This is a genomic window from Streptococcus sp. 27098_8_69 (assembly GCF_041432445.1).
In the GTDB taxonomy this organism is placed as follows: Bacteria; Bacillota; Bacilli; order Lactobacillales; family Streptococcaceae; genus Streptococcus.
The window spans coordinates 69,806-86,091 of the sequence record NZ_JAPVZO010000002.1 but is presented as its reverse complement, the minus strand read 5'-3'; the positions used below and the strand labels follow the sequence as shown (position 1 = coordinate 86,091).

Genomic DNA, 16,286 nt, shown 5'->3' with positions numbered 1-16,286 from the left:
TTTGATTATATTATCAATAGTTTATATAATTGTTGATGTTTTGCTTAGTTGATGGATTTGTAGGAAATAAAAAAACTTAACTACAAACGATTAATTTACTAATATTTTTTCTGCAAGATAATAAATAATATAGTAAAACTTTTTATTGCAAGGAGAGCAGTGAAAATTAAGATATTTTAGATACTCAGGATTATTGAAATCTTAGACTTAAAAATAAGTACTGCTACTTTTAAGAAGATAGTAGACGTCTATACTTTGTTAAGAAAATCAAAAATATATTATTAAAAATAATTCTATTTGTTTATTGAATTTAAGACTTTGGTAAAAAATTGAAAATAAAAAAAGAAGTATTCATCATGAATACAAAAATGATGTTACAATTAGAGGTCATGGATACTGAAATGCTTGCGAAAGTTGAAGGAGGTTTCGGAGATATGCTTTCTGGTTTATTGGGTGGACTAGCACCGTCTCCAACTTTGGATCAATTAAATGGTAAGTGGCCTATTAGACATCCTTCGAAACCATGTAGTCCTTATGGTATAGGGGGAACTCCAAACTCATGTAATGGTATTTAAAAAAAGGATTGAAGCTATGAAGGCAAAACATGGGAATCAAATTGTTGATGTTTGGGAAATTGGTCAAGCAACCCCTAAACCAAGTTGGGTAGAAGAAGCTTTTCAAAAAAATTATATGGTTTGGTTGGATAATCATGTGCGCATTCTTATGGCGGCTCTTAATACTTCTCTCACAACTAATATCAAGTTTGGTCTAGTTGGAACAGGATTCGCTGGTTATGGTATGTATGTTCTTGGTTATCCAGGTGATTATCTAGATATTACAAATCATAGAGTTGTTTCTGCTAAAACATTTCACAAAAGTTATCAAATTTTAGAAAATGATTAGATATCATTTAATTATAATGGAGATATCATTGAAAAAAATATTTGCTAAAAAACGCAACATATTTCTAACGAGATTGTTCCCAGGTCAGTTGCCTGTACTGATCTCTACTTATTTATTTCTCTCTCGTCAGTTTTTACATTTTTCCTTAGTTTTTCAATTGCTTTTAGTGGTTGTTAACTTGGCTTCTATTTTGGTGATTGTTTACCTCACTAGAGAAATGAGAGTGAGAAAGTTTGAAGATGATGATTTGGTAAGTCCTAGAGCCAATCAACTAATGTTCGTAGGATTGACATGTTTTATGACTATTATCTGTTTGTATAGAGGTATCACAGCAGTAGAATCCTACCAACAACTAATCGCCTATATTGGAGCTATTCTCTGCTTGATTATTATGCTTTTACTCATTTGGGGCTTGAAGTATTATAAAAAGTAGAGCTTAATCATAACCACCCGTTAAACGGGTGGTTTGTACCAGGGCTATAAGCCCAAATTACCAGCCAGCGCCTAAAGACGCTGGCTTTCACGTTGTTCAAGCCCTATTGCTCCTGACTCGTCACTTGCCTCTTAAAGAGGCTTAGGTATTACTTACCACTATCCCTAAAGGGATCCTCATATTCTTTTACACTCAATTTATCTAGTGCTATATCATGCTTTACTCGTTCTCAAATTTTCATACTCGTGAAGAAATCATTCACTGGATAATTTCTTTAATCTTGAATATATTTCTTAATTGTGGCTTCATTGAGTCCAACCGTACTCACATAATAACCTTCCGCTCAAAAATGATGATTCCCAAACTTGTACTTGAGATTAGCGTGTTTGTCATACATCATGAGTGCACTTTTATCTTTTAATACCCCATGAAACTTGAAACACTTATACTCGGTGGATTACTGACTAACATATGTACATGGTCTGGCATTAAGTGACCCTCGATAATCTCAACACCTTTATAATTACATAATCTATGGAATATTTCTCCCAAACTACTTCGATATTGATTATAGATCACTTTTCGTCTATACTTAGGGGTGAACACAATGTGATACTTACAGTGCCACTTTGTGTGTGATAAACTATGAGACTTTTGTACCATGGTTTTCTCCTTTCGCTTTACAATTGGCTTGAACACCTTTATTGTATCGCATTTGGAGTTTTTGGGGTATAACCTTCGACGCGCACCTACATAGCGGGTGTTTTTTTGTCTCGCTCCGTGAGGTGCGAGACAGACTGAAAGTCACATAATGAAGTATAAAGGGGTAAGTGTTTTCGAAATACTTACCCTTTTATAATGAAGTTTTTGCAATTCAAGATGTTTCGATGACAATTCAAGATTCGGGTGAAAAATTTAAAAAAACAATGTTATACTAAACTTGTCAAAGTTGCAACAAGACAAAAATTAAAAATAAAAAGGAGTATTTGTCATGAATACAAAAATGATGTCACAATTTGAGATTATGGATGCTGATATGCTTGCTTGCGTTGAAGGTGGAGATATTGATTGGGGAAGAACAATTAGCTGTGCAGCGGGGGTTGCATACGGTGCGATGGAAGGCTACGCTACAACTTATGGCTCAACATTTCTACTTGGGCCATACGCTATAGGAACAGGTGCAATTGGTGCTGTACTAGGTGGAATTGGCGGTGCGCTTACCTGTTAGCATGGGAAAGGAGATAGTAATGAAAAAAATATTTGCAACAAAACGCAATGTTTTCTTAGTGAGGTTGTTGTTCGGACAGATACCTTTGGTTGTTTCTACTTATCTATTTCTATCTCGTCAGTTTTTAAATTTTTCCGTAGTTTTCCAATTTCTTTTAGTAGTTATTAACTTGGCTTCTATTTTGGCTACTGTTTATCTCACTAGGGAAATGAGGATAAGAGAGTTTGAAGATGATGATTTGGTTAGTCCTAGAACCAATCAACTCATGTTCATCGGCTTGACAGGCTTTATGTCTATTATTTGTCTGTATAGAGGTATCACAGCAGCAGAAGCCTACCAACAAATAATCGCCTATATTGGTGTGGTTCTATGCTTGATTATCATGCTTTTGCTCATTTGGGGGTTGAAGTATTATAAAAAGTAGAGGTTAATAAAGTATAAAAGGGTAAGTGTTTTCAAAATGCTTACCTTTTTTAATGAAGTTTTTGCAATTCAAGATGTTTTGATGACCATTTAAGATTTAGATGAATTTGTAATCTTAAATAAGGTAAGATAAATATATCAAATGTAAAGGAGTATTCTTATGAAGAAACAAAAGATAAAATCACTATTACTTGTACCACTTGTATTTGCATCTATTACTACAGGTGTTGCATATGCAGAAGAACAGACTACTTCTTCCTCTATCCAGCCTAATGATAGTTCTGTTGTGGCACCAGATCTGCAATCGGGTACGGAAAATGTTGAGCATAAACCTTCCGTTGTAACTCCCGAAGAGTATGAGCAGAATGTTGCGGAATTTAAAAAGATAGATATTGAAGCCGTTCGTCAATCTTTTACAGAGGATCAATTGGAACATACTATATATTTTGGTAGAAAAACTTGTTCTCATTGTCGTCAATTTTCTCCTGAATTGAAAGAATTTAATAACTTAATTGAAAAGAAGTTAGAATATTATGATTTGGATGGTAAAGATTTTGACGGGGAAGCGAGAGAGTTTCTATTTAAAAAAGTCGGTATTCCAGGAACACCAACAATTTTGTATTTAAGAAATGGACGTCCGATATCTGGATGGGTTGGTGGCGGAGCAACTGCACAACAGGTTTATGATTATATGTACTCGAGAAACTCACCTAAGCAAAAGGAAACAGTAGCAGCTTCTGAGGAAACAGTAACAGAAAGTGTCCGTGATGATAAAACAGGAGAGGTGGAGAATTCAAAGGAAAATTTGACTAATAACAGTGATAGCAGAGAACCATTGAAGAATAATATTCCTCCTTCTAACACTATAACTGTTCAGCCTGAAGATTTGGTAATGATAGATAAGAAGAATCTAGGAGAGACATCTGAGCTAATCCCTGAAAATACGGAGAAGTTACAAACTCCTTTATCCGAGGTTAAGGGGAATGATTCTGCCTCCCAAACCATTCATTTGAGCAAACAATTACTACCTAATACAGGAGAAGAAGAAAGTTACAATCTATTGCGTATAGCTATTGCACTCTTAATTACTTCAGGTATGATCAAGTGGAAACAAAGAGTTCATAAATAAAAATTCTTGCATCCTTATTTTGATAACTCTATAGGAAAGAGGTTGTGTTTATGACCATTTTTAATAAATGTCATGCTGTGTTTGTTGGATTTTTAGCCTTTATAATAGTTACTACAGTAGGCTATACCATCAATCAAGGGAATTATTTTCAAAACGAGCACCTATTTATTATCGCAAAGACTTTCTTGATTTCACTGAGTGTTGCCTATGCGAAGTGGTTTGATATGATTTCGCTTAGAAGTTTGACGAAAAAAGAAGTTCTACTTTTTATTGGAAGCTTTCTTCTTTGCGTGCTGGTAAATATAGGCTATCATAGTTTTTTTACAGTTTCTTCTGGTGCAGGATATCAACACCTTGAAGCTGCTAGTACAGGAATTTCCTTATCCTTTATTGCAAGCGCGACGGTTTTTGGACCTATCTTGGAGGAATTTATTTTCAGAGGTATCCTTCAAGGTGCGGTTTTTGACAATTCTTGGCTGGGGCTTGTACTGACTGCCTCTCTCTTCTCTTTCCTGCATGCCCCTTATGATTTTCCTTCGTTTATCTATTATCTATTTGGAGGTTTGGTGCTGGGCTTTGCTTATAAAAAGAGTCAAAATCTATCGGTGTCTATTTTAGTCCATATGTGTTACAATTGTTTATCATTCTTCTAGTAGGTGACAGTGCTTAAATTTATTACAGAATATATAGAATGGTCAGTTAGAGTTATAATGACTAGAAAACTGACCTGGTAGATGTGAAATCAATAGATGGAGGAATCGTATGACAAAATATGTGTATTTTTTAGATTGCTTTGCCCGAGTTGTAGTAATATTGATATCGCTTGTTCTTTGTATAAGAGTCCTCATGATTTCGACTGAACTCTGGAGAAATGTTCTTGTACTGGTGAGCACTCCTGTTACGATTTATAGTCTGGTAAAACATAGACCGGGTAAGAAGAACTAATACTCTTCGAAAATCTCTTCAAACCACGTCAGCTTCTCCTTGCCGTATATATGGTTACTGACTTCGTCAGTTTCATCTACAACCTCAAAAGCATGTTTTGAGCAACCTGCGGTTCGCTTCCTAGTTTGCTCTTTGATTTTCATTGAGTATAAAAAAAGCTATAAGAGTTATAAAAGAATTGTAAAAAAATGCAAGCAAAATATAAAAATCAAATAGTAGAAGTTTGGGAAATTGGTAAAGATACACTGAAACCAAGTTGGGTAGAAGATGCCTTGCAAAAGAACTACATTGTCTGGTTGGACAATCATGTTCGAATTTTAATGGCAGGACTTCAGTCTTCTCTTGTAACCAATCTCAAAATTGGCCTAGTTGGAACGGCAGGAGGAGGTTTTGCTGGTTATAGTATGTATGTCCTTGGCTATCCAGGAGATTATCTTGACCTTACAAATCATAAAGTGGTATCTGCCGCAACTTTTCATCGAGATTATCAAGTTTTATAAAATGACTAGGTATAAAAAAGATGATGGTCTATCATTTTGAAAAGAATTGACTGCCTAGATGATGAAAAATATAAAGTTTTTAACAGCAACAAAAGTACACAAGGATAAATGTATTGGCTTGTCAAAGGTTCAGTGAGAACTACCGAGACTGAATGATGGAGGATTAAATGATAATTGGTGGCAGTTACGATAGCAAAGCTATGAAGGAGCTTCTATGAAAAAATATTCTATTCTTTTTAAAACAAGTGCAGTCCTTTCTTATTTATTTTTGTTTTTCGGATTGTTTTGGACAACCCAATTTTGGAGAAATTATTGGGAGTTCTCGTCTTGGGTAGGAAATGTCATCTGGATTCGAAACATCATCAGTCTTCTCTTTATAGGCCTGATGGTTTGGATTTTGATCAGGTCGGGCCATGCTTATCTCTTTCGTATCCCTAGGAAAAAGTGGTTGAGTTATTCTGTTCTGACGATGTTAGCAGCTGTCGTTCTTATAAGCTTTAACTATCTGACAGCTAAACATGTTCAGGGGACAAACGAAGGTTGGAATTTATTTATTGCCTATAGTGAGACCAATTTTGCAGAGTTCGGAGTTTACCTAACCTTAATCGTACTAGGACCTCTGATGGAAGAATTGGTATGTAGGGGACTGCTTCAACATGCCTTCTTTAAGAATTCAAGATGGGGACTGGATATTCTATTTCCGTCGGTTTTGTTCGCCTTACCTCATTTTTCAAGTTTTCCTAGTCTGCTAGACCTTCTGATTTATACAGCAGTTGGATGTATATATGGTGGTTTGACACGCTATACAAAGACTATCTATCCTTCTTACACGATTCATATTGTTAATAATATCATCGCAAACTTACCATTTATCATGACTTTTTTGCATAGGGTATTTGCATGATGAGAACCAGTTAAAAGCTTGAATTATCAGATTAAGCATAGATTTTTTCCTTACAATTTTCTGCTAAAAAAATTGAATGACCAAGGCTAGGCAGATCTCTCTGCTTGCCTTTTTCTTTTAACAAGGTTGGATAAAGGGCTTTTATTTGAGAATCAGGTCTGGACTGGTTGACGAATAGGCTAAAAACTAGTAGAATAGTAAGGAAACTTTATACGGAGGAAAGAAATGGACTTGGGTGATATTGAGCTAACGCTGACCCCTATACCTGGGAAAAGCGGAAAAGCTTATATGGGAAGCTACCCTGATGGGAAGCGCGTCTTTATTAAAATGAACACCTCTCCAATCCTACCTGGTTTAGCCAAGGAACAAATCGCTCCTCAATTATTATGGACTCGCCGTTTATCGGATGGGCGTGATATGTGTGCCCAAGAATGGTTGAATGGTAAAATTTTGACCCCTTATGATATGAATCGCAAGCAGATTATCAATATTTTGAGTCGCTTGCATCGTTCGCGTCCTTTGATGACGCAATTGACTCGTTTGGGCTATTCTTTAGAAACACCTTTAGACTTACTTCAGGCTTGGTTAAAAGATGCTCCAGAATCCTTGAAGAACAATCAATATCTAAGAATGGTAGTAGAGGATTTGCGAGGAAGCTTGCCAAACTTTAGGGAAGATTATGCAACGATCGTTCATGGAGATGTACGACATAGTAATTGGATTGAGACAGAGAGCGGTCTTGTTTATTTAGTGGATTGGGATTCCGTTCGTTTAACGGATCGCATGTTTGATGTAGCGCATATGCTATGTCACTATATTCCAGACTATCAGTGGAAAGAGTGGTTGACTTATTACGGTTACAAATACAACCAAACAGTCATCAACAAACTATTTTGGTATGCTCAGTTATCCTTCTTGAGCCAGATTGCCAAATATTATACAAATGAAGATCTAGAAAATGTCAATCGGGAGATCTATGCCTTGCGTATCTTCCGTGACAAGTATGGAAAGAAGAGATGAGAGTTAGAAATCGTAAAGGGGCAACAGAATTACTAGAGGCTAATCCTCAGTATGTTGTCTTAAATCCTTTAGAAGCCAAAGGAAAATGGCGAGACCTCTTTGGAAATGACAATCCTATCCATGTTGAGGTTGGTAGTGGTAAGGGAGCCTTTGTGTCAGGTATGGCCAAGCAAAACCCTAATATCAACTATATCGGGATTGATATTCAAAAGTCTGTTTTGAGTTATGCCTTGGACAAGGTTTTGGAAGTCGCTGTACCCAATATTAAGTTGTTGTGGGTTGATGGTTCTGATTTGACCGACTACTTTGAAGATGCTGAGATTGATCGCCTGTACTTAAACTTTTCAGATCCGTGGCCTAAAAAGCGTCATGAAAAGCGTCGTCTAACTTATAAGAGTTTCTTGGATACCTTCAAGCGTATCTTGCCTGAACACGGTGAGATTCATTTCAAGACAGATAACCGTGGCTTGTTTGAATATAGCCTAGTGAGTTTTTCTCAATATGGCATGAAGCTCAATGGCGTTTGGTTAGATTTGCACGCCAGCGACTTTGAAGGCAATGTCATGACAGAATATGAACAAAAATTCTCAAGTAAGGGTCAAGTTATCTACCGAGTTGAGGCAGAATTTTAAGAAAAAGCTTAAAATCAAGCCTTCTGAGTGCTTATACTTTACATAAGTAGTCAAAAGTGTTATACTGTAAGTAAGAATATGAGAAAGTGAGGCGGGGAAATATCTTCGCCTCTTGCTTATGAGGAGGTGGACGCAATCGCAACTATCGTAGAATTAGTCAGAGAAGTCGTAGAACCTGTCATTGAAGCTCCCTTTGAACTCGTGGATATCGAGTACGGAAAGATTGGCAGTGACATGATTCTTAGTATTTTTGTAGATAAACCAGAGGGAATTACCTTGAACGACACAGCGGACTTGACAGAGATTATCAGTCCTGTCCTAGATACTATCAAGCCAGATCCCTTCCCAGAACAATATTTCCTAGAAATCACCAGTCCAGGCTTGGAGCGTCCTTTGAAAACCAAGGAAGCAGTCGCTGGAGCAGTTGGGAAATACATCCATGTTGGACTTTACCAAGCCATCGATAAGCAAAAGGTCTTTGAAGGAACCTTGCTAGCCTTTGAAGAGGATGAGTTGACTATGGAGTATATGGACAAGACTCGTAAGAAAACAGTCCAAATCCCATACAGTTTGGTATCAAAAGCACGTTTAGCAGTAAAATTATAGTAAAAGAAAGGAAGCTTTTGAAGATTCAAAAGTGAATAGAAGATGAGTAAAGAAATGCTAGAGGCCTTCCGCATTTTGGAAGAAGACAAGGGAATCAAAAAAGAAGACATCATTGATGCAGTGGTAGAATCACTTCGTTCAGCCTATCGCAGACGCTATGGGCAGTCTGATAGTGTAGCCATTGATTTCAACGAAAAGACAGGTGACTTTACAGTTTATACTGTTCGTGAAGTTGTTGATGAAGTATTTGATAGCCGTTTGGAAATCAGCTTGAAAGATGCTCTTGCCATTAACTCAGCTTACGAGCTTGGGGACAAGATTAAATTTGAAGAAGCACCAGGTGAGTTTGGTCGTGTAGCAGCCCAGTCTGCAAAACAAACCATCATGGAAAAAATGCGCAAGCAAACACGTGCTATCACCTACAACACCTACAAAGAGCATGAGCAAGAAATCATGTCAGGTACAGTGGAGCGCTTCGACAATCGCTTTATCTATGTCAACCTTGGCAGCATCGAAGCTCAATTGTCAAAACAAGACCAAATTCCTGGAGAAGTCTTTGCTTCTCACGATCGTATCGAAGTTTATGTCTACAAGGTTGAAGACAATCCTCGTGGAGTGAATGTCTTTGTAAGCCGTAGCCATCCAGAAATGATCAAACGCTTGATGGAACAAGAAATTCCAGAAGTCTATGACGGAACTGTTGAAATCATGAGTGTAGCCCGTGAAGCAGGTGACCGTACCAAGGTTGCTGTTCGTAGTCACAATCCTAACGTGGATGCGATCGGAACAATCGTTGGACGTGGTGGTGCTAACATCAAGAAAATTACTAGCAAATTCCACCCAGCTCGCTACGATGCCAAGAGCGATCGTATGGTCCCAATCGAAGAAAACATCGACGTTATCGAATGGGTAGCAGATCCAGCTGAATTTATCTACAACGCTATCGCTCCTGCAGAAGTTGACCAAGTTATCTTTGATGAAAACGACAGCAAACGTGCCTTGGTCGTTGTGCCAGATAACAAGCTTTCTCTTGCGATTGGTCGTCGTGGACAAAACGTTCGTTTGGCAGCTCACTTGACTGGCTACCGTATCGATATCAAGTCTGCAAGTGAGTTTGAAGCCATGGAAGCAGCAGAACAAGCTGACCAGGTAGAAACAGACGAATTGGTCGAAGAATAAAAGCTGATCAGAGGAGGGAAGGATGAAAACTAGAAAAATCCCTTTGCGTAAGTCTGTTGTGTCCAATGAAGTGATTGATAAGCGTGACTTGCTCCGTATTGTCAAGAACAAAGAGGGACAGGTCTTTATCGACCCGACAGGCAAGGCTAATGGTCGTGGTGCTTATATCAAGCTAGACAATGCAGAAGCCCTTGAGGCCAAAAAGAAAAAAGTCTTTAACCGTAGCTTTAGTATGGAAGTTGAAGAAAGCTTTTATGACGAGTTGATTGCCTATGTTGATCACAAAGTGAAAAGAAGAGAGTTAGGACTTGAATAAGCAAAAAATTGCCAATCTCTTGGGTCTTGCTCAGAGAGCAGGGAAAATCATCTCGGGTGAAGAAATGGTGGTCAAGGCCATTCAAGACCAGAAAGTAAAGCTGGTATTTCTCGCCCATGATGCTGGTCCCAACCTGGCCAAGAAGATTCAGGATAAAAGTCATTATTATCAAGTAGAAGTTATTACCGTGTTTTCAACACTGGAATTAAGCATAGCAGTCGGAAAATCAAGAAAAGTTTTGGCTGTGACAGATGCTGGATTTACAAAGAAAATGAGGTCTCTTATGAAATAGAAGAGGAGGACATGATTTGTCTAAGAAAAGATTGTACGAAATCGCAAAAGAACTTGGAAAAGAAAGTAAAGAAGTTGTAGCGCGTGCAAAAGAGTTGGGCTTGGATGTAAAAAGCCACTCATCAAGTGTGGAGGAAGCAGCTGCTTCAAAAATCGTAGCAAGTTTTAAACCTGCTCCTGCTCCAAAGGTAGAATCGAAACCTGTGGCTCCAAAGCCAGTTGTCACTATGGAAGAGGCAAAACCAGCAGCAACTGTTGCCCCTAAAGAAGAAAAAGTGGCACCAGCAAAACCGCAGAGTCGAAACTTTAAGGCTGAGCGTGAAGCACGTGCAAAAGAGCAAGCTGAACGACGCAAGCAAAATAAGGGTAATAACCGTGACCATCAACAAAATGGGAATCGTCAAAAAAATGATAACCGTAATGGTGGTAAACAAGGTCAAGGCAATCGTGACAACCGTCGATTCAATGATCAAGGTAAAAAACAACAAGGTCAGCAAAATCGTGGGAATGATCGTCGTCAGCAAGAGGACAAACGTCCAAATCAGGCTGGACCACGCATTGACTTTAAAGCCCGTGCAGCTGCTCTAAAAGCAGAGCAAAATGCAGAATATGCTCGTTCAAGTGAGGAACGCTTCAAGCAGTCTCAAGCTGCCAAAGAAGCCTTGGCTCAAGCAAACAAACGCAAGGAACCTGAGGAAATCTTTGAAGAAGCCGCTAAGTTAGCTGAACAAGCGCAGCCAGTTCAACCAGTAGTTGAAGTAGCTCCTGCAGCTAAAGAACCTGTAGTGGATACACGTCGTAAGAAACAAGCCCGACCAGACAAAGATCGTGATGATTACGATCACGAAGAAGATGGTCCTAGAAAACAACAAAAGAATCGAAGTAGTCAAAATCAAGTGAGAAATCAAAGAAATAGTAACTGGAACAATAACAAAAAGAATAAAAAAGGCAATAACAAAAATAACCGTAATCAGGCACCAAAACCTGTTACAGAGCGTAAGTTCCATGAATTGCCAACAGAATTTGAATATACAGATGGTATGACCGTTGCGGAAATCGCAAAACGTATCAAACGCGAACCAGCTGAGATTGTTAAGAAACTCTTCATGATGGGTGTGATGGCGACACAAAACCAGTCCTTGGACGGTGAAACAATCGAACTCCTCATGGTAGATTACGGTATTGAAGCTAAACAAAAGGTTGAAGTGGACAATGCTGATATCGAACGTTTCTTTGCTGAAGAGGGTTATCTCAATGAAGATGAACTCGTAGAGCGTCCACCAGTTGTAACGATCATGGGACACGTTGACCATGGTAAAACAACCCTTTTGGATACCCTTCGTAATTCTCGTGTTGCTACGGGAGAAGCCGGTGGTATCACTCAGCATATCGGTGCTTATCAGATTGAAGAAAATGGTAAGAAGATTACCTTCCTTGATACACCAGGACACGCGGCCTTTACTTCTATGCGTGCGCGTGGTGCTTCTGTTACCGATATTACCATCTTGGTCGTAGCGGCAGATGACGGGGTAATGCCTCAGACTATCGAAGCCATCAATCACTCAAAAGCGGCTAATGTTCCAATCATCGTAGCTATCAACAAAATCGATAAACCAGGTGCCAACCCAGAACGTGTGATCGGTGAATTGGCTGAACATGGTGTTATGTCAACAGCTTGGGGTGGAGATTCTGAGTTCGTAGAAATCTCAGCTAAGTTCAACCAAAATATCGATGAACTCTTGGAAACTGTTCTACTTGTGGCTGAAATTCAAGAGCTCAAAGCTGACCCAACGGTTCGTGCCATCGGTACTGTTATCGAAGCTCGTTTGGATAAAGGAAAAGGTGCGGTCGCAACCCTTCTTGTTCAACAAGGTACTTTGAATGTTCAAGATCCAATCGTTGTCGGAAATACTTTCGGACGTGTCCGTGCCATGACTAACGACCTTGGACGTCGTGTGAAGGTTGCAGGCCCATCAACACCAGTATCGATCACTGGTTTGAACGAAGCGCCAATGGCCGGTGACCACTTTGCCGTTTACGAAGATGAAAAATCTGCTCGTGCAGCTGGTGAAGAACGTGCTAAACGTGCTCTTATGAAGCAACGTCAAGCTACACAACGTGTCAGCCTTGAAAACCTCTTTGATACTCTTAAAGCTGGTGAACTCAAGTCTGTTAACGTCATTATCAAGGCAGACGTACAAGGTTCTGTTGAAGCACTCTCTGCCTCACTTCAAAAAATTGATGTTGAGGGCGTGAAAGTTACCATCGTCCATGCAGCTGTCGGTGCCATCAACGAATCTGACGTGACCCTTGCGGAAGCTTCAAATGCCTTTATTGTTGGTTTCAATGTACGCCCAACACCACAAGCTCGTCAACAAGCAGAAGCTGACGATGTAGAAATCCGTCTCCACAGCATCATCTACAAGGTTATTGAAGAGATGGAAGAAGCCATGAAAGGGATGCTTGACCCAGAATTTAAAGAAAAAGTTATCGGTGAAGCGATCATCCGCGAAACCTTCAAGGTATCTAAAGTGGGAACAATCGGAGGATTCATGGTTACCAGCGGTAAAGTTACCCGTGACTCTAAAGTCCGTGTCATCCGTGACGGTGTCGTTATTTACGATGGTGCTCTAGCTAGCTTGAAACACTATAAAGATGACGTCAAAGAAGTTACAAACGGCCGTGAAGGTGGTCTCATGATTGATGGCTACAATGATATCAAGATGGATGATGTGATTGAGGCCTACATCATGGAAGAAATCAAGAGATAATAGAGAAACGATAGCCGATTTGACTCGTCGTCAACAACGCCTTGATGAACCCTTAGTTCTATCTATGGCTTGTTTCCTAGATTCAAATGGCTCTAGTTCCTCTATCTACTTGACAAAGCTAGGTCTACTGGCCTAGCTTTTGGTTCAATTGAGAGAAAGGAAAAAGCATGGCAAATCATTTCCGTACGGATCGTGTGGGCATGGAAATCAAGCGCGAAGTCAATGAGATTTTGCAAAAGAAAGTCCGTGATCCGCGTGTCCAAGGTGTGACTATCACTGATGTTCAGATGCTAGGTGATTTATCAATGGCTAAGGTTTACTACACTATTTTGAGTAATCTTGCCTCAGATAATCAAAAAGCTCAAGTCGGGCTTGAAAAAGCAACCGGAACCATCAAACGTGAGCTTGGTCGCAATTTGAAATTGTACAAAATTCCAGACTTAACTTTCGTCAAAGACGAATCCATCGAATATGGAAACAAGATTGACGAGATGCTACGCAATCTGGATAAAAATTAAGCAGAAAGAGGGGCAACCCTCTTTTTTGTGTGGAAAATAGCTGGAATTTAAAATGGAAAAATATTCTTTTAAAAATGGGATTCTGTATTTATAAAATGTTTGCTTATCAGAAAATGCTTTTTTTTTAGGAAATATGATATGATAATCTCATAAATAAAAGGAGATTCTATTAATGAATAATGTAAAAAAAGTTTGTCGTTTAGCCTTATTATGTCTGTCTGTTTCTACTCTAGTTGCTTGTAGTTCTCTGTCTGAAAAAACAAGTAATTCATCTACTGATAGTAAAACAGAAAGTTCTGGGAAAAAAGGATTTTTAGATAAAGCAAAAGATAAATTATGTTCTAGTGACTTTAATCCACAAGATGTCAGTGATGAGACAATTGAATCTATCAAAACTTATGAAGATTATTTGACTATGTATGAGAAAATTGTCAATAATTACTATACCGAAGCAGATGAAGCCTTTAAGGGAACTGTTTTAGAAGATAGTGCTTCTATCCAAGAATTAAAAGATAGTACTAAAAAAGAAATGGAAGAACAGAAAAAACAATATGGTCCATTGAAGAAAGCACCTATTCAAGGAAAAGAGGAAATAATTCAGTTTTTAAAGGAATATCGTGATTCTCTACACGATCAAGTAGAACAGTGGAAAGCTAGCCTTTAATAAGAAGAATGGAGTTCGGGATGGACTATCAATTGTTACCTCATGAATACATGGTTATGAATAGTGATCATGTGAGTTTTGGGAAAAATGGTTTGTCTACAGATGAATTAATTTTAACAAATCTACACTTAATACATATTAAAAAAGGTATTTTTGGAGGAAAAAAAGATCAAACTACTATACCAATTAACCAAATTAAGGTTTTTGAGGGGAAACCACAAGTTTCAGTTACGAAATCCAATGGTATGAAACGATTAGAAATCTATTATAATGGTGGACAAGTTATCTTCTCATTCTCTAATACTAAGGATACTGAAAAGTGGGCAACGAATATTATTAAATTAATCTCTGGTGATACAAGCAACTTTGCAACCTTGGGTGATAATAGCTTATTTGGTGTAGAAATTTTGGCCGAGACTCTAAAAGATACGTTTGACACTTTCAAAGCAGGGCTTGGTATTAAGGATGCAGAACCAGAGAAACTATCTACTAAATGCAGTTTTTGTGGAGCTCCTCTGTCTGGAACCGTAAAACAAACTGTCAAATGTAGTTTTTGTGATATGGAACAGACCTTGTAGGAGATGAAATATGGGAATAATTAAAGCATTTACAGATTCAATTAGTGGTACTTTTGCAGATCAATGGAAGGAGATTATTACAGTTCAGGATTTTGATGAACATACAGCTGTAAGTCCAGGAGTTCTTCAAGTCAGTAATAATGGTAGAGGAGTTAATAGTCAAGGGTCTATAGGTGTCATTTCAAATGGGTCTAAGATATTTATTCCTGAAAATACTGCTGCTTTTATTTTTAGTCAGTCTGGAATAGAAGAAATTATCACTGAACCAGGTGGATATGAATATCAAAATGGGGAGAGTAGTGTTTTTAATGGTGATGGGCTAAAAAAATCACTGTTTGATAATGTTGTTAATCGTGTTGGATTTGGCGGACAAAGTGATCAGCAAAAACAGATTTGTTTTGTCAATTTGAGAGAAATTCGCGATATTAGGTTTGGTACTCGTGGTCCGGTTATGTATAACGACTTGTTTTATGGAACAGACTTAGAAGTGCGTGCTTTTGGAACTTTTTCTATTCAAATTACGGACGCTATCAAGTTTGTAAAAAATTTCCTTCCTGCAAATGTGACCTACTATAGCTTTGATAGTGCTCAAGCAAGGGCTCAGATAGTCACGGAATTTCTTCAATCCTTTACCGTTGCCCTTAATTCGTTATCAACAACTTATCGTATCTCACAACTACCATCACAAGCATCAGTACTTGCAAAACAAGTATCGAATGATGAACAGTATGCTGGTACTTGGAAAGATCGTTTTGGGTTTGAGATTATAAAAATTGCAATTGCTAATATAGAATTCTCACCAGAATCTAAGGAATTAGTTAAGAACTTTTCATCAAATAAGATGAATTTAAAGGCTTTTGATGATGTATCGCAGAAAGCTTCTAATATTGCTGCACAACAAAAAGTCGCATCAGGGATCGAACAACATGGGCTAGGAGATGGTGCGGGGATGATTTTTGGTATGAATATGGCACAACAGTTAGATGAAAAAGCAACTAAACCAAGTTTATCTTTTGATGAGCAAATCGAAGCTCTTACTAAACTCAAATCACTTTTAGATGCAGATATATTATCTCAGGAAGAGTTTGATCGAAAGAAAAAAGAAATTATGGACTTATAAGATCGACGAGATGCTACGCAATCTGGATAAGAATTAAGAAGAAGGAGGGGCAACCCTCTTTTTTTGTGTGTCTATAAGTAGGTCATTGTCTAGTCAGATTAGATGAGTAGAAATCAAGAAAATAAA

At 38.2% G+C, this 16,286-nt stretch carries 20 protein-coding genes and 1 pseudogene; 20 read left to right on the top strand and 1 reads right to left on the bottom strand.

The window, feature by feature from the left end; genetic code table 11:
• The first annotated feature begins 356 nt into the window (after nt 1-356).
• From O3658_RS01810 to O3658_RS01800, 3 genes are read left to right on the top strand one after another with little or no spacing between them, the layout of a single operon-like run.
• Nucleotides 357-575 (top strand): ComC/BlpC family peptide pheromone/bacteriocin, encoded by a 219-nt coding sequence (locus O3658_RS01810; RefSeq protein WP_248034705.1) that lies wholly within the window; start codon nt 357-359, stop codon nt 573-575.
• A gap of 16 nt (nt 576-591) precedes the next feature.
• A complete protein-coding gene (locus O3658_RS01805) occupies nt 592-903 on the top strand; it encodes a role in replication (RefSeq protein WP_371559074.1) in 312 nt (103 codons plus the stop codon).
• 28 nt (nt 904-931) lie between these two features.
• On the top strand, nt 932-1,336 hold the full coding sequence (locus O3658_RS01800) for an immunity protein (RefSeq protein ID WP_371559073.1): 405 nt from the start codon (nt 932-934) through the stop codon (nt 1,334-1,336).
• Between the two features lie 148 nt (nt 1,337-1,484).
• Here the strand turns inward: O3658_RS01800 and tnpA are convergent.
• Nucleotides 1,485-1,999: pseudogene (tnpA, locus tag O3658_RS01795) on the bottom strand (IS200/IS605 family transposase).
• Nucleotides 2,000-2,327: 328 nt separating this feature from the next.
• Here tnpA and O3658_RS01790 point away from each other — a divergent pair.
• From O3658_RS01790 to O3658_RS01710, 17 genes are all read left to right on the top strand, one after another.
• The gene (locus O3658_RS01790; RefSeq protein ID WP_206284146.1) at nt 2,328-2,564 is read left to right on the top strand and encodes a Blp family class II bacteriocin; all 237 of its coding nucleotides are present in this window, start codon (nt 2,328-2,330) and stop codon (nt 2,562-2,564) included.
• Nucleotides 2,565-2,583: 19 nt separating this feature from the next.
• The gene (locus O3658_RS01785) at nt 2,584-2,988 is read left to right on the top strand and encodes an immunity protein (protein WP_206284145.1); all 405 of its coding nucleotides are present in this window, start codon (nt 2,584-2,586) and stop codon (nt 2,986-2,988) included.
• A 159-nt stretch (nt 2,989-3,147) separates the two neighbouring features.
• Nucleotides 3,148-4,116 (top strand): thioredoxin domain-containing protein, encoded by a 969-nt coding sequence (locus tag O3658_RS01780; RefSeq protein ID WP_371559072.1) that lies wholly within the window; start codon nt 3,148-3,150, stop codon nt 4,114-4,116.
• 50 nt (nt 4,117-4,166) lie between these two features.
• Nucleotides 4,167-4,769: a lysostaphin resistance A-like protein gene (locus O3658_RS01775; RefSeq protein WP_371559071.1), complete on the top strand. Its 603-nt coding sequence runs from the start codon at nt 4,167-4,169 to the stop codon at nt 4,767-4,769.
• 480 nt (nt 4,770-5,249) lie between these two features.
• Nucleotides 5,250-5,561, top strand: a complete 312-nt coding sequence (locus O3658_RS01770) for a role in replication (protein ID WP_371559070.1) — start codon at nt 5,250-5,252, stop codon at nt 5,559-5,561.
• A gap of 214 nt (nt 5,562-5,775) precedes the next feature.
• Nucleotides 5,776-6,465, top strand: coding sequence for a lysostaphin resistance A-like protein (locus O3658_RS01765; RefSeq protein WP_371559069.1), 690 nt, complete (start codon nt 5,776-5,778; stop codon nt 6,463-6,465).
• 225 nt (nt 6,466-6,690) lie between these two features.
• Nucleotides 6,691-7,485, top strand: a complete 795-nt coding sequence (gene ccrZ, locus O3658_RS01760; protein ID WP_371559068.1) for a cell cycle regulator CcrZ — start codon at nt 6,691-6,693, stop codon at nt 7,483-7,485.
• Complete coding sequence (gene trmB / locus O3658_RS01755) at nt 7,482-8,117, top strand: tRNA (guanosine(46)-N7)-methyltransferase TrmB (protein ID WP_371559067.1); 636 nt, start codon at nt 7,482-7,484, stop codon at nt 8,115-8,117. The genes ccrZ and trmB overlap by 4 nt, the downstream gene beginning before the upstream one ends.
• Nucleotides 8,118-8,243: 126 nt before the next feature.
• A complete protein-coding gene (rimP, locus tag O3658_RS01750; protein ID WP_000338687.1) occupies nt 8,244-8,723 on the top strand; it encodes a ribosome maturation factor RimP in 480 nt (159 codons plus the stop codon).
• 42 nt (nt 8,724-8,765) lie between these two features.
• On the top strand, nt 8,766-9,902 hold the full coding sequence (gene nusA / locus O3658_RS01745) for a transcription termination factor NusA (RefSeq protein WP_000032287.1): 1,137 nt from the start codon (nt 8,766-8,768) through the stop codon (nt 9,900-9,902).
• Nucleotides 9,903-9,924: 22 nt separating this feature from the next.
• Entirely contained in the window at nt 9,925-10,218 is a 294-nt protein-coding gene (rnpM, locus tag O3658_RS01740) for an RNase P modulator RnpM (protein ID WP_000857562.1), read from the top strand.
• A complete protein-coding gene (locus tag O3658_RS01735; RefSeq protein ID WP_371559065.1) occupies nt 10,211-10,510 on the top strand; it encodes a YlxQ-related RNA-binding protein in 300 nt (99 codons plus the stop codon). Before rnpM ends, O3658_RS01735 begins: the two co-directional genes overlap by 8 nt.
• Nucleotides 10,511-10,526: 16 nt before the next feature.
• On the top strand, nt 10,527-13,280 hold the full coding sequence (infB, locus tag O3658_RS01730) for a translation initiation factor IF-2 (protein WP_371559064.1): 2,754 nt from the start codon (nt 10,527-10,529) through the stop codon (nt 13,278-13,280).
• Nucleotides 13,281-13,447: 167 nt separating this feature from the next.
• Nucleotides 13,448-13,798 (top strand): 30S ribosome-binding factor RbfA, encoded by a 351-nt coding sequence (gene rbfA, locus O3658_RS01725; protein WP_001273596.1) that lies wholly within the window; start codon nt 13,448-13,450, stop codon nt 13,796-13,798.
• Nucleotides 13,799-13,970: 172 nt separating this feature from the next.
• Nucleotides 13,971-14,462, top strand: coding sequence for a hypothetical protein (locus O3658_RS01720; protein ID WP_371559063.1), 492 nt, complete (start codon nt 13,971-13,973; stop codon nt 14,460-14,462).
• 20 nt (nt 14,463-14,482) lie between these two features.
• Complete coding sequence (locus O3658_RS01715) at nt 14,483-15,040, top strand: hypothetical protein (RefSeq protein ID WP_371559062.1); 558 nt, start codon at nt 14,483-14,485, stop codon at nt 15,038-15,040.
• 10 nt (nt 15,041-15,050) lie between these two features.
• Nucleotides 15,051-16,160: an SPFH domain-containing protein gene (locus O3658_RS01710; RefSeq protein ID WP_371559061.1), complete on the top strand. Its 1,110-nt coding sequence runs from the start codon at nt 15,051-15,053 to the stop codon at nt 16,158-16,160.
• Nucleotides 16,161-16,286 lie beyond the last annotated feature (126 nt).